12 protein-coding genes are annotated in these 13,127 nt (G+C 63.2%); 6 read left to right on the top strand and 6 right to left on the bottom strand.

Going from position 1 to position 13,127, the window contains the following annotated elements; all coding sequences use genetic code 11:
- Positions 1–33: 33 nt before the first annotated feature.
- From NKI59_RS11160 to NKI59_RS11140, 5 genes are read right to left on the bottom strand one after another with little or no spacing between them, the layout of a single operon-like run.
- Entirely contained in the window at positions 34–1,296 is a 1,263-nt protein-coding gene (locus NKI59_RS11160) for an FAD-dependent oxidoreductase (protein WP_352704180.1), read from the bottom strand.
- Positions 1,297–1,301: 5 nt separating this feature from the next.
- The gene (locus tag NKI59_RS11155; RefSeq protein ID WP_352704273.1) at positions 1,302–2,519 is read right to left on the bottom strand and encodes an acyl-CoA dehydrogenase family protein; all 1,218 of its coding nucleotides are present in this window, start codon (positions 2,517–2,519) and stop codon (positions 1,302–1,304) included.
- An 18-nt stretch (positions 2,520–2,537) separates the two neighbouring features.
- The gene (locus tag NKI59_RS11150) at positions 2,538–3,575 is read right to left on the bottom strand and encodes an ABC transporter substrate-binding protein (protein ID WP_352704178.1); all 1,038 of its coding nucleotides are present in this window, start codon (positions 3,573–3,575) and stop codon (positions 2,538–2,540) included.
- Positions 3,576–3,584: 9 nt separating this feature from the next.
- On the bottom strand, positions 3,585–4,769 hold the full coding sequence (locus NKI59_RS11145) for an LLM class flavin-dependent oxidoreductase (protein ID WP_352704176.1): 1,185 nt from the start codon (positions 4,767–4,769) through the stop codon (positions 3,585–3,587).
- Positions 4,770–4,829: 60 nt separating this feature from the next.
- Positions 4,830–6,440, bottom strand: coding sequence for an ABC transporter substrate-binding protein (locus NKI59_RS11140; protein WP_352704174.1), 1,611 nt, complete (start codon positions 6,438–6,440; stop codon positions 4,830–4,832).
- 314 nt (positions 6,441–6,754) lie between these two features.
- Here NKI59_RS11140 and NKI59_RS11135 point away from each other — a divergent pair, with 314 nt between their 5' ends.
- From NKI59_RS11135 to msuE, 6 genes are all read left to right on the top strand, one after another.
- Positions 6,755–7,741, top strand: a complete 987-nt coding sequence (locus tag NKI59_RS11135; protein WP_352449708.1) for an ABC transporter permease — start codon at positions 6,755–6,757, stop codon at positions 7,739–7,741.
- Positions 7,741–8,739, top strand: a complete 999-nt coding sequence (locus tag NKI59_RS11130) for an ABC transporter permease (protein ID WP_352704172.1) — start codon at positions 7,741–7,743, stop codon at positions 8,737–8,739. The genes NKI59_RS11135 and NKI59_RS11130 overlap by 1 nt, the downstream gene beginning before the upstream one ends.
- A gap of 2 nt (positions 8,740–8,741) precedes the next feature.
- Positions 8,742–9,740, top strand: a complete 999-nt coding sequence (locus NKI59_RS11125; RefSeq protein ID WP_352449706.1) for an ABC transporter ATP-binding protein — start codon at positions 8,742–8,744, stop codon at positions 9,738–9,740.
- The gene (locus tag NKI59_RS11120) at positions 9,718–10,665 is read left to right on the top strand and encodes an ABC transporter ATP-binding protein (protein WP_352449705.1); all 948 of its coding nucleotides are present in this window, start codon (positions 9,718–9,720) and stop codon (positions 10,663–10,665) included. The genes NKI59_RS11125 and NKI59_RS11120 overlap by 23 nt, the downstream gene beginning before the upstream one ends.
- 20 nt (positions 10,666–10,685) lie before the next feature.
- Complete coding sequence (locus NKI59_RS11115) at positions 10,686–11,741, top strand: aldo/keto reductase (protein WP_352704169.1); 1,056 nt, start codon at positions 10,686–10,688, stop codon at positions 11,739–11,741.
- A gap of 72 nt (positions 11,742–11,813) precedes the next feature.
- Positions 11,814–12,404, top strand: a complete 591-nt coding sequence (msuE, locus tag NKI59_RS11110; protein WP_352449703.1) for an FMN reductase — start codon at positions 11,814–11,816, stop codon at positions 12,402–12,404.
- A gap of 412 nt (positions 12,405–12,816) precedes the next feature.
- On the opposite strand, the gene NKI59_RS11105 is transcribed toward msuE, so the two are convergent.
- Complete coding sequence (locus tag NKI59_RS11105; RefSeq protein ID WP_352449789.1) at positions 12,817–12,939, bottom strand: hypothetical protein; 123 nt, start codon at positions 12,937–12,939, stop codon at positions 12,817–12,819.
- Positions 12,940–13,127: the final 188 nt, after the last annotated feature.

The following is a 13,127-nucleotide window of genomic DNA, read 5'->3' as shown; positions in this document are numbered from 1 at the left end:
GGCAGGAGCATTGTCAGGCGATTTTCGGGGCCACTATTCGGCGGCTTCCGATTGGCGGCGACGGCCCGCCAGCACGTTCTTCTGCATCGCCGTCAGCGAAGACCGCACGGCTTTGGCGCCGTGCTCCAGCATCTTGGCCTCATACTCCGACAGCGCCTGGAGAAGCGGCTTGTCGCCGCGTTTGGCGGCCACCAGCTCTGGCACCAGCAGCCCGGCGTCGTAGATCGCGGTGTTGCCGCCAAGCGCGCGAAAATAGGTCATGGCGTGGATGGCATCGCCAAGCAACGTCACCGGTTTCGTCGGCCAGGGATCGACAGGTTCGGAGCTGTGGACATGAAGCAGCGCCACCGTCGATGGGTCGGTGTAGCGGATGAGGTTGAGGATTTCCGGGTGCCAGTGGGCGATCTTCGAGATCAGCAGGTCAATCAGTTCTGAACCGGAGAGCTTTGCCAGCGCGTCGTCCGTGGCAAGTTCGTCCTTTTCATAGGCGGTGTTCCACCAGACATAGCTGGTGATGTTGTTGAAATGGAAACCGGAAAAATCCTTGTGGGTGGCGTCGTCCAGCCCAATCAGTCCATGCTTTCGGAATGCGTCGACATTGACCCTGTGGCTGGTGACCATAAGCCCATGACCTTCGGTTGGCCTGACGCCGGCATTGTAGTCGAGTAGCAGCGGCGAGATCTGGTGAAGGGCTGCGGCATGCAGCGTCATCTTGCCGGCCAGGCGCCTGACGCCGGTGTCGAAGCTTCGCGCATGCGGCACCAGTTGCTGGCGCACGCGCGAGCGGGCGCCGTCGGCTCCGACCAGCACATCGGCATGGATTGCCGAACCGTCCTCGAAATGCGCGACGACCGAACCATCCGGCTGCTCGTCGTAGCGTGAAAAGACCTTGCCATAGCGCATGATGCCGTCGAGGCCAGAGAGCAGCACCTGGCGCAGCGTGATACGGCTTACCGATTTTTCGATATGCGTGTCGTCGGCCTCGCCCAGCGCGTTGCCGCCGCCCCAGGCATCCTCGCCCAGGATCTTGAAATTCTCGTCCAGCAGGATGTTGCGATCCGGCGCCTGGCCGAGCGTGGCGACAAAAGCGTCGTAGAGTTCCGGCGGCAAATTGGCGATCAGGGAATCGATGCCGCGCTGGCGGATGCGCAGACGAAAGCCCTGGACATAGTCGGTGCGGGCGCGGTCCTTCTCGAAGACCGCGACACTGATGCTGTTCTTCTTCAGGCCTTGCGCCAGTGTCAGGCCGCCGGGGCCTCCGCCGATGATGGCGACTTCGACATGTTCTGTTGTCATGGCGCTCAACCGACCGCGGCGAGCCTGGGCTTGCCAGCGGCAATAGCCGGTGTCTCGGCCAGCTGCCGGGCGGTATGGCGGCTGAGCGTCGCCTTGGCGGCGATCGTGCGGATCATATGGTTCTGCGGTGCGTGGGAACGGGCGGTCAGCGCATCACGGTGGTGGCGCTCAAGCTGGAAATCTCTGCTAAGGCCTGGATTGCCGGCAAGCTCCAGCGCCAGCGAGGTGACGGCAACGGCATTGTCGATGACGACATGCCTGACCGTCATGCCGTCGGTGCCCACAGGCCGGCCGGCGTCGACATCTTCGGCGAGCGAACGCAGCAGCCGCGCGCTGCTCGCAAGCCGAACCTCTATGTCGCCCAGCCCTGCCTGGATGTGCGGCACGGTCGACAGCGGCGCACCAAGACTTGCCGGCGCGTGCGTGCTGACAAAGGAGACCAGCCGGTCACGGGCAGCACGGGCGGCACCGTGGTAGACAGCGCCGATCAGCGAAAAGAAGAACGCCGTCGCGCCTTCCTCGCGCCTCAGTGGCTCGGATGCCGGCTGCGCCTCGGTGATGTCTTCGGCAGGAACCGCAACATTATCCAGAATGATGTCGTCGCTGGCCGTCGCCCGCATGCCGGCGGCGTTCCATGTCTTTTCGACGCGCAATCCGGGCGCGTCGGTCGGCACCAGGAATGAAGCCAGACGCGGCTGCGGCTCATCGGTCAGCGCCAGCAAGTTCACCCATTTCAGAATAGGAATGCCGGTGACGTAGTTCTTGTGGCCGGATATCCGCCAGACGTTGCCGTCGCGCCGGGCAATGGTTTCGGGCGGCTTGCCATGAGCTGGCGAGCCGATCCGGGGCTCGGCCTGTGCGGCGTTGATCAGGGCAGGGCCAAGACGGCCGGCCTCGACAATCCGCTGAACCAGATGGCGCGGCCATTTTCCGGATTTCCGCATCGCATACTGGCTGTTGTAGTGCATGGCCAGCACCAGCGCTGTCGATGGCTCGCCACGGCCGATCTCGGCGATCATCAACTGCGCTTCCGTCAGCCCGCCACCGAGGCCGCCATGCTCGCGCGCCGTGACCAGGCCAAGCAGCCCGGCCTGGTGAAGCCGGTCGAAATTGGCGAATGGGAATTCCCCGGTCGCGTCGTGATGCGCGGCGGTCAGCGCGAAGTCGTCGGCAAGGCCGGCCACTTTCTCGAGGAGTTGCGGAAACTCGGCAATTGTCGACATCATGACGTTGGCTTTCTCTCAGGCGGCGGCGCGAATGTTCACCAGATCGAGCGGCCGGCGATCGACCCAGTGCTCGACGTCGAAATCGCCGGCAAGGAAGCCCCAGTCGCGCAGGAAATCCTTGTAGTGGGAAATCGCGCCGACCAGCTCAGGCTGCAGTCCGAGGCCGAGATGCTTATGGACATCCGGGCCATTGGCAGCCAGCACCTGTTCCTCGGTGGCCCCGGCTTCGCGGGCAACAAAGCGCTGCGTCTCTTCCGGATGCGCCTCGGCCCAGGCGCTGGCGCGCAGGATGGTCTCGATCAGTCGCGCGACCAGATCGGGGCGTTGTTCCGCCAGCAGTTCATCGACGGTCAGCACGCGCGGCGAACCGGAATTGATGCGGATGTTCGGGTCAGGGTGGAAGCCGAATTCCACGACCTGGATGGCGCCGATCAGATTGGCGACATTGATGCCGGCCGTGCCTTTGACATAGATGGCGTCGACCTCGCCCCGGATCAGGGCTGCGGCTTCCTCGCCATAGGCCTGCTTGCGCTTGAGGCCGAATAGCGACGGTCCTTCCTGGCTGTCGAGCACGCTGTCGGCCAGCGCTATGTCGACGATCTCGACGTCGCCATAGCTAAGGCCCTCGAGCGAGAGCGCCGAGACCAGTCCCTTCAACGCCGTCGCTCGCATGAAGTCGACGATTCCCTCGGGGCGCCGGGCGATGCCGAAGCGGCGGCCTTTCAGGTCCTGGATTGTCCTGATGCCGGAACCGGGCAGGGCGATGATTGCCTGGAATTCGTCGGTCCAGGTGATGCCGACGAGACGCGTCTTGCGCGCTTCGGACCGCGCGCGGATCGGCGGCACGTTGCCGCCGTGGCGGAACGACCAGTCGAGCGTGTGGCTGAAATGGCTCTGGCGGATGTCGCGATTGGGCGAATCTGTGATCGACTTCAATTCGATCCCCTCCTTGCGAAAGGTCTCGTCGAGAAGCCCGAGCTGTGCGGCGAGCCCGACAGGCGTCGGCACCGGGCAGCGTGTGTACCAGATTTCGGAGATCGCAGTCGCGGTCATGATTGCTCCTTAGGCGTTGCGCAGGCCAGCCTGCTTCATCAGCGGCAGGATGTTCTCGCCGAAGAATTCGAGGTCAGGCTTGAAATCGAAGAAGGACAGTTGCAGGCCGTCAATGCCGGCGTCCTTGAGCTTGACGAACTGGTCGACGATCTGTTCGGGCGTGCCGATGAGATAGATGTTGCCGCCGACCTTGGCGTAGGGATCGTCGCGGCCCTCGCGCCCCTTCCAGGCCTGGGCATCGCTGTTGAAGGTCTGGAAGCCTTTCGGCGTGCGGCTGTCGGCATGGGCGACGATCTCATCGGCGACCGCCCAGGCTTCCTTCTCGGTCGGCCTGCTGATGACCAGCGGGTTGAGCAGCGTGCGCACGGTGCGGCCGACGCCGAGGGCTGCGTCCTTCACCTTCTTCGTATGCGCCGGCAGCGCTTCCAGCGCGCTGGCGATGTCGGAGCCGGCCGGGCTGGTGACGAAGACGATGTCGGAATAGCGGCCGGCAAAGGAAATGCCGGCATCGGAGCCAGTGGCGTTGACCAGGATCGGCCGGCCAAAATTCGGCTTCGGTGTGACGAAGCCGCCATTGAGCTTCCAGCTCGATTCTCCGGAGAAAGAGAAATTCTCGTCATCCTGCCACAGCCGCTGCAGCACCTCGACGAATTCGGCGGCGAGTTCGTAGCGGCGGTCGTGCTCGATACGGTTCCAGCCGAACATTTCATGTTCGACGGCGCGATGGCCGGTGACGACGTTGATGCCCCAGCGGCCGCCGGAGATGTGGTCGAGCGTGGCGCCGAATTTCGCCAGATGCAGCGGATGCCAGGGACCGTAGAGAACATGCATGGTCGAAATCAGCATGATCTTCTTGGTAATCGCGGCCATCGCCGCCACGGACACGAAACTGTCCAGCGCCTGGCCGTTGAAGACACCGCCATAACCGCCCTTGGGCAGCCACTGGCTGAGCGCGAAGACGAGGTCGAAGCCAAGCTCCTCGGCCTTCAACGTCAGATCGCGATTGTAGTCGAAGCGCCAGTCGGTCGAGCGCGGCAGCGTCGAGTTGGTCCAGCCACCGGCCTGGATCGGCAGGAACAGCCCGAGCATCACCGGCTGCTGAAGCGCTTTCGACAGCGGGCTGTCCGGATAGTCGGTCGGCGCCTTGAAGAAGGGCGTGCCGACGATGGAACCAGGCTTGTGGGCGAGCGTCATGGCGAACTTTCTCGGGTGGAGGAAGGGAACCCGTGCGAAGGACCGCGCACGGGTCAGGGCTCAGGCGACGATATGGGCGGTAGCGAGGGAGCCGGCATTGCCCTCGGCGCCCACCGTGTGACCGGCTATGCGCCTGTTGTAGAGGGTGATTTCCGGTTGGCTGACGATGCCGATATCGGGTAGGTCCTCGACAAGGATCTGCTGGATCGCGGCCCATTGCTCGAAGCGCTTTTCGTGGTCGACCTCCACGGCGGCCGCTTCAAGAAGTTCGTCGACCTTGGCATTGCTGTATTTCGAACCGTTGGAGAACGGCACGCCGGGTTTGAAATTCTTCGACCAGTAGAGGCGCTGTACGCCTACCGTCGGGTCGAACAGATTGCTCATGCCGTTGAAGGTGAAGTCGAAGTCGCGGTCGGTGTAGATGCGCTTGGTGTAGGTGGCGAAATCCTGGCTGCGCACGGTGACCTCGATCCCGACCGCGGCCAACGCCTGCTTGATATAGTCGGCGCCGCGCTTGTAGGTTTCGCCGCTCGGGACATAGTCGTGGACAAGCTTGAGCCGGGTACCGTTGGCGTCGCGCGGCAAGCCTGCTTCATCGAGCAGTTTATCGGCGGCGGCCGTGTCGACCGGATAGGTCTTCAGGTCGGCGACGAACCACTTCTTCAGATTGGGGTTGATCGGGCCCGGAATGGTTTCGCCATAGCCATAGTTGATCGTCTCGCGAATGACGTTGCGGTCGATGACATGGGCGAAGGCGCGGCGGACGCGAACATCCTGGAAATAGGCTTTCTCCAGGTTGAACTCGACCCGGCTGATGCCGTTGGAATATTGGTAGCCCTGCCTCTCGAAGCCGATATGCGGCAGCGTTTCGAAACGCTGCAAATCGCTGTACGGAATCGGCGTTGCCGGCGCCAGATCGATCTCGCCGGTCTCCAGCGCCAGCGCGCGCGCCGAAGCGTCCGGGATGAAGCGCACGATCAACCGGCCGAGATAGGGACGCGGTGCGTCCCAGTAGTCAGGATTGCGTTCGTAAACGATGTGGCTGCCGCGCACCCATTCTTTGAAGACGAACGGGCCGGTGCCGACCGGAGCGACGTTGACCGGATTTTCGGCTGCCTTTGTGCCGTCATAGAGGTGCTTCGGCACGATTGGCGTTTCGGCCGCAGCCAGGGCCGTGATCAGGTAAGGCGCCGGCCTCGACAGCACCAGCGTTACCGTCAGCGGATCCGGCGTCTGGATGTCTACAAGGTTGAGGAAGGTGTTGCGGCCGCGCGGATGAACCTCTCTGATCGTGGTGATCGAATAGGCGACGTCGGCGGCGGTGAACGGCTGGCCATCATGCCACTTCACGCCTTCGCGCAGCTTGAAGGTGTATTGCAGCCCATCGTCACTGACTGACCATTGTCTGGCCAGGGATGGGCGCGGCGTGAGATCGAAATCATAGGTCAGCAGGCCCTCGGTGGTCTTTGCCGAGACGTAGACCGAATTGAATGCCGTGTGGGCGATGGTCGTCAGTACAGGCGGCTCAGCCGAGAGCACCAGCGTCGCCGTTCCACCCTGTTTCGGCTCGGCGGCGTCGGCGCTGCGCGATTCAGGCAACAGGGTCGCTCCGAGCGCGCCTGCCGAGATGCCGAGGAACATGCGGCGGTTCGGAATGAGCAAATGAGACATCGCGCCCTGGTCCTTTTTTGCTGCCGGCCCCGATCGGCCGATCGTCGGCCACCGAGTTGAAAATCCGTTGTTCCAAGAGCGGGCCCGTTTGCGAAAAGATTTGGCCGACCTGCTCCCGCGCTTAAGATTTCATACTTCAAACAGCTAAGTTTGTAGTATGAAATAAAATTCTATTCTGAAATGGAGCCATTTGCAGGATAAAATTTCTTAAATCAGGTTTGACAATGTCTATAAATCTTGTCAACTAAAAAGCGCGGAACTTTCCGGGAAACAGCAAACCCGCATCGTCAGCCACAGCCGGGATAGCGAAAACGATGTCGACCCTGACGCGCATTGGCAGAACTTTCCGGCGCACCGCCATCCAGGCGGTGCCGACCGTTCTGGGCATCGTCATCCTGAACTTCTTCCTGCTGCAACTCGCGCCCGGCGATGCCGCCGATGTCATGGCCGGCGAGGCTGGCTCGGCCACTGTCGAAACTATGGCGGCGCTTCGCCAGCGCTTCGGGCTCGACAATCCGCTTCTCGTCCAGCTGTTCAACTATCTCTACAATCTGGCGCATTTCAGCCTCGGCTTTTCGCCACGCTACGGCATGCCGGTCGCCGACCTGATCGGTCAGCGGCTGCCCGGCACGCTGGTGCTGATGGCGGTGGCTCTGGCCGTCGCCATTGTGCTCGGCCTCGCCCTTGGATCGGTGATGGCGGTGTTTGCCGGGCGCCTGCCGGATCGTGTGCTCTCCGTTATTTCGCTGCTGTTCTATTCAATCCCGGGTTTCTGGATCGGCTTGATGCTGATCGTGCTGTTTTCGGTCAAGCTCGGCTGGCTGCCGAGCGGCGGCTCGGGAACCATCGGCAGCAACCTGACCGGCCTTGCCGGGCTCTGGGACAGGGCGCGCTACATGATCCTGCCGGCACTGTCGCTGGCGCTGTTCTACGTGGCGATCTATGCGCGGCTGACACGAGCGGCGATGCTGGAGGTCCAGTCGCAGGACTACGTGCGCACCGCCGCAGCCAAGGGCCTGCCGCCGGCCATCATCACCATTCGCCATGTCCTGCGCAACGCGCTGATCCCCATTACCACCATGGCCGGCATGCATGTTGGCGGCATGCTCGGCGGCGCCGTGGTTGTCGAGACCGTCTATTCCTGGCCCGGCCTCGGGCGTCTCGCCTTCGAAGCGGTCATGGGCCGCGATTTCACCGTGCTGCTCGGCATCCTGCTGCTGTCGTCGCTGCTGGTCATCATCGCCAACGCGACCGTCGATCTTCTGCACGCCTGGCTCGATCCCCGCATCGGAGTACGCTGATGGCTTCCACCGATTTTACCGCCGGCGACGCCCGCTCCCGCCGTCTCTATGCCGACGCCCGCGAGCCCGCGGCGCCGCCTGAACCCGAGGCCAAGAGCTGGAGCAATCTGCACGCACCCGACGCACGTTCAGCTCCGGCAGCGTCGGTGCCTATAGCCGCCGGAGGGCGTGCGCTGAAGGTTTTCCTGAGCAATCCCAACGCCATGTTCGGCGTGGTGTTCCTGTCGTTGGTCGTGCTGGCCGCACTGCTGGCACCAGTCCTCTATCCGGCCGATCCGCTATCGATGGTGGCGCGGCCCTTCCTGTGGCCGGGCCAGAACCCAGCCTTCCCACTGGGCACGGACTCCATGGGCCGCGATGTGCTTTCCGGCATTCTGCATGGCGCGCGGATTTCGCTGTTCGTCGGCCTGGTGGCGACCGCGCTCGGCCTCAGCTTCGGCATCCTGGTCGGCGCCGCCGCCGGCTACTTCGGCGGCTGGATCGACGACCTGCTGGTGCGCCTGATCGAGATCTTTCAGACCATACCGAGCTTCGTGCTTCTGGTCGTCATGGTGGCGATCGCGCAGCCGACCGCGCCTGTCGTGACAGTGGCGATCGCCGTCATCACCTGGCCGACGGTGGCGCGGTTGACCCGCGCCGAATTCCGGGCCATCCGCGAGAAGGATTTCGTCATGGCCGCCCGCAGCCTCGGCTACGGCCATGCCCGCATTATCTTCCGCGAGATCCTGCCCAATGCGCTGCCGCCGTTGATCGTGACCTCGTCGGTGATGGTGGCGACCGCGATCCTGATGGAATCGGCACTGTCCTTCATGGGCCTCGGCGATCCCAACGTCGTCAGCTGGGGCTCGATGATCGGAGCGGGCAGGGAATTGATCCGCACCGCTTGGTATCTGACAGCGCTTCCGGGACTGGCGATCGTCTTTACCGTGCTGGCGCTGAACCTGATCGGTGACGGCCTCAACGACGCGCTCAACCCGCGCTTCTCACTGGAGCGATAGAGATGGCGGCTCCTTTGCTCAGGATCGACAATCTGACGGTTCGCTTCCCGAACACTGAGCCGGTCAGCCGGCTGAGCTTCGAGGTCGGTGAGGGCGAGACGCTGGCGATCGTTGGTGAATCAGGCTCCGGCAAGTCGCTGACCGCGCTCGCCCTGATGCAGCTTCTCCCGCGCTCGGCGAAAATACCCAATGGCCGGATCGAATTCGCCGGCAAGGACCTGCTCGGTCTCGACCAGAAGGCTATGCGGAACCTGCGCGGACGCGAGATCGCCATGATCTTCCAGGAGCCGATGACGTCGCTCAATCCGGTGCTGACCATCGGCCGGCAGATCACCGAGGTGCTGACGCTGCACGAAGGCATACGCGGCAAGGCAGCGCGGAACCGTGCCATCGAACTTCTCAATCTGGTTCGCATTCCCGATCCGCAGCGGCGCATCGACGACTATCCGCACCAGCTTTCCGGCGGCATGCGCCAGCGCGTCATGATTGCCATCGCCGTTGCCTGCCGACCGCGCCTGCTGATTGCCGACGAACCGACGACGGCGCTCGACGTGACCATCCAGGCGCAGGTGCTCGACCTGCTCGATACGCTACGCCGCGAACTGTCGATGGCTGTCGTGCTCATCACCCATGATCTTGGTGTCGTCGCACAATGGGCCGACAAGGTCGTCGTCATGTATGCCGGCCGCAAGGTTGAACAGGCGCTGCCGGACGCACTGTTCAGAACACCTCTTCACCCCTATACGCGCGGCCTGCTGGCCGCTTCGCCAAGGCTGAAGACCAATCTCCACTACCGCGACGCCAGGCTGACCGAGATTCCCGGCAGCATCGTCTCGGCCGCCGTCGAGAAGGGCTGCCCGTTCCGCCCGCGCTGCACGGTGGCGCGCGACAGCTGCGCCCATTTCGTACCCGCCCTCGTCGAGGTGAGCGAGGATCGTCTAGTCGCCTGCCCCTACAGCTTCATTCCGGAGGTTGCGCATGGCGCTGCTCTCGGTCTCTGACCTTTCCACCCATTTCCACGCCCAGGGCGGCACGCTGCGTGCCGTCGATGGCGTATCCCTCGAAGTCGGACGCGGCGAGACGGTTGGTCTCGTCGGCGAAAGCGGTTGCGGAAAATCGACGCTAGGCAAGACCATCATGCGGCTGGTCGACCCGACTAGCGGCAGGATCGAGTTCAACGGCACCGACATCACCGTTCTCGACGCGCGCCGGCTGAAGGCGGCGCGCCGTAATATTCAGATGATCTTCCAGGATCCGTTCGCATCGCTTAATCCGCGCCACACGATCGGCGACATCCTGACAGCACCACTGAAGGTCCATGGCATCGGCAACACGGCCGAGCGGCGCACCATCGTCGAGGACATCATCGAGCGTGTCGGTCTGCCGAGGGATTCGCTTGGCCGCTACCCGCATGAATTTTCCGGCGGGCAACGCCAGCGCATCGGCATCGCCCGGGCGCTGATCCTCAATCCGGAACTGGTTGTATGCGACGAGCCGGTATCGGCGCTCGACCTTTCGATCCAGGCGCAGATTCTGAACCTGTTGGTCGACATGAAACGTCAGCTCGGCCTGTCCTATCTCTTCATTTCGCACGATCTATCAGTCGTCCGCTATTTCGCCGACCGGGTGCTGGTCATGTATCTCGGCCGCATCGTCGAAAGCGCCGACAATTCGACGCTGTGGACCTCGCCCCAGCATCCCTACACGCGCGCGCTGATGGATGCCGTGCCGGACCCGTCGCGGCGCCGCCAGGCCGCGCCGATCCATGGCGATCTGCCGAGCCCGCAGAACATCCCGAACGGTTGCCGCTTTCACACGCGCTGCCCGCTGGCGACGGATCTATGCCGTTCGCAGGAGCCGGCATTCCGGGCGATCTCGCCCGGACACCACGTCGCCTGCCACTACGCCGAACCAACCCTCAATTGAAAGTTCAACGGAGCAGAAAAATGTCCGATTACCGCTATCTTGGCCGCAGCGCCCTGAAGGTTTCGCCGCTCAGCCTGGGCACGATGATGTTCGGCGGGCCGACCGAGGAGACGGTCGCGCATCGCATCATCGACAAGGCGCGCGAGCAAGGCATCAACTTCATTGACACCGCCGACGTCTACCACAACGGCAAGTCCGAGGAAGTCGTCGGTCGCGGCATCAAGGCGACGCGCGATCATTGGGTCGTGGCGACTAAGTTCGTCAACTCGCATGACAAGGGGCCTAATCTCGGCGGCCATTCGCGCAAATGGGTGATCCAGACGGTCGAGAACAGCCTGCGGCGCCTGGGAACAGACTATATCGACCTGTTCTACTTCCACCGCGCCGTCTTCGATGCGCCGCTGGAAGAGCCGGTGCGGGTGATCGCCGACCTGATCCGCCAGGGCAAGCTGCGCTATTTCGGCGTCTCCAACTTTCGTGGCTGGCGCATCGCCGAAGTCGCGCATCTGGCCGATGAACTCGGCATCGACCGGCCGGTGGCCAGCCAGCCGCTCTACAACATCGTCAACCGCACCGCCGAGGCCGAACAGCTGCCGGCGGCCGCCTATTACGGTCTTGGCGTCGTCTCCTACAGCCCGCTGGCGCGCGGCGTGCTGACCGGCAAATACGAGCCGAACCAGGCGCCTGCCGCCGACACGCGGGCCGGCCGTGGCGACAAGCGCATCGCCGAGACCGAGTGGCGCCCGGAATCGATTGAGATCGCCAGGCAGATCGCGGCGCACGCAAAGTCACGCGGCGTCTCGGCCGCCGATTTCGCGCTGGCCTGGGTGTTGAACAACCGGCTGATCACGGCGGCGATCGCCGGCCCGCGCACCGAGGAACAGTGGGACAGCTATGCGAAGGCGCTGGACTTCAGGCTGAGCGCCGAGGACGAGGCCTTTGTCGACCGCCTCGTCACCGCCGGCCATGCCTCAACGCATGGGTTCAATGATCCGAGCCATCCGGTCGAAGGCCGCGTGCCGCGTTCGGAGCCGGCCGCGCCGATCCCGCTGACACGGCCTCTGCGCGCCGCCTGACGGTCGCCGACGAAATGGCGGGGCCGGCGCACCGCCCCCGTTTCCAATTGCTTTGGACAGATGAGAGAGCCCATGAATTTCCACGTCGAACGGCTGCGCCAGAACATCGTCGTGCTTTCGGGCAACACCCACAGGCCGTCGAAGTCGCGGACGCTGGCGCATCATCTCGGCGAGGCGCTGCGCGAAAGATTGTCTGTCACAGTAAATTTCCTCGATCTTGTCGATGCCGGCCGTGGTCTGGGTGCTGCGTTTACTCGAAAGGAATTGACGCCGGAGGCGCTGAATGTGGTAAACGCGGTCGAACAGGCCGACGCGCTGATCGTCACGACGCCGGTCTACAACGGCTCCTATGCTGGCCTGTTCAAGCATCTGTTCGACCTCATCGATCCACTGGCGCTCGTCGACCGGCCGGTCCTGATCGGCGCGACGGGTGGTGGCCAGCGCCACGCGCTGGTAGTCGAACATCAGCTTCGCCCGCTGTTTGGCTTTTACTCCGCCCTGACGGTGCCGAGCGCCGTCTATGGCAGTGACAGCGACTTTGCCGACGGCAAGCTCGTAGATTCGCTGGTTCTGGCGCGGGCCGGGCAGGCCGTGGATCAATTCGTTGCCCTGCTTTCACCGCGCCAGCCGAAGAGCCAACCGGTCCGGGCGGCTTCGGCCTGACGGATATCGGGTTCGAGCAGGTGCCGGATGCCTTGGACGGCCAAATAAGCAGAACGTTCGGTGTTTTGGCCGACATCGGCGACGGAACCATACGGAACGATACGGGAAGATTTCTGATTTTGGCCCACGAAAAAGTCAATGAAATCAAGCTTTTGATGCATCCTCCGGGCCCACCATTGTTATTATTTATCAATGACTTAGGGGTGTGTTTTGGTTCGGGTAGCCAAGTAATAACTGGCGAACCGCCGTCCATAGCGTTTGATTTTATTGACTTATGGTGGGCCTCCGGAGGCCGCAGATGTGTTGCCAACCGCCGGTGGAGTGTCAGGATCGTTTATCAAGTGCTTGAACGACGCCGGCAGGGTGTTTGGAATGGAAATCCGCGCATAGTCCCGTCGCAATCAACCTCGAACTACTGTCTGGATGCTACATCGGCCATCGCCGCACCCCACCCTGCGGCGATCTCGTAGCCCATGCGTGAGAAGCCGAATTCGCGATCGAATGTGTTCGGCGCTTTGACACGCCAGTTCTTCATGACCTCGCCCGGGAGGCCGCCAGCAGCGGTGCCGTCCAAGTCACGCTCGCCGGCGCGGAGTTCACGACGGCGATCATTTGGCGTAGCTGGGAACAGGCCGGCGACGTCAGGCAAGCCCGTCCGGCTGCAGCTAGGAAGTTAATCGCGACCCACGGCGGACCGCTCCGTACGCGCGCGCGGCGTACGGC

Origin of the sequence: Mesorhizobium sp. M0598 (genome assembly GCF_040320865.1) — a bacterium.
GTDB lineage: Bacteria > Pseudomonadota > Alphaproteobacteria > Rhizobiales > Rhizobiaceae > Mesorhizobium.
This window is presented reverse-complemented; position numbering and strand designations above follow the sequence as displayed.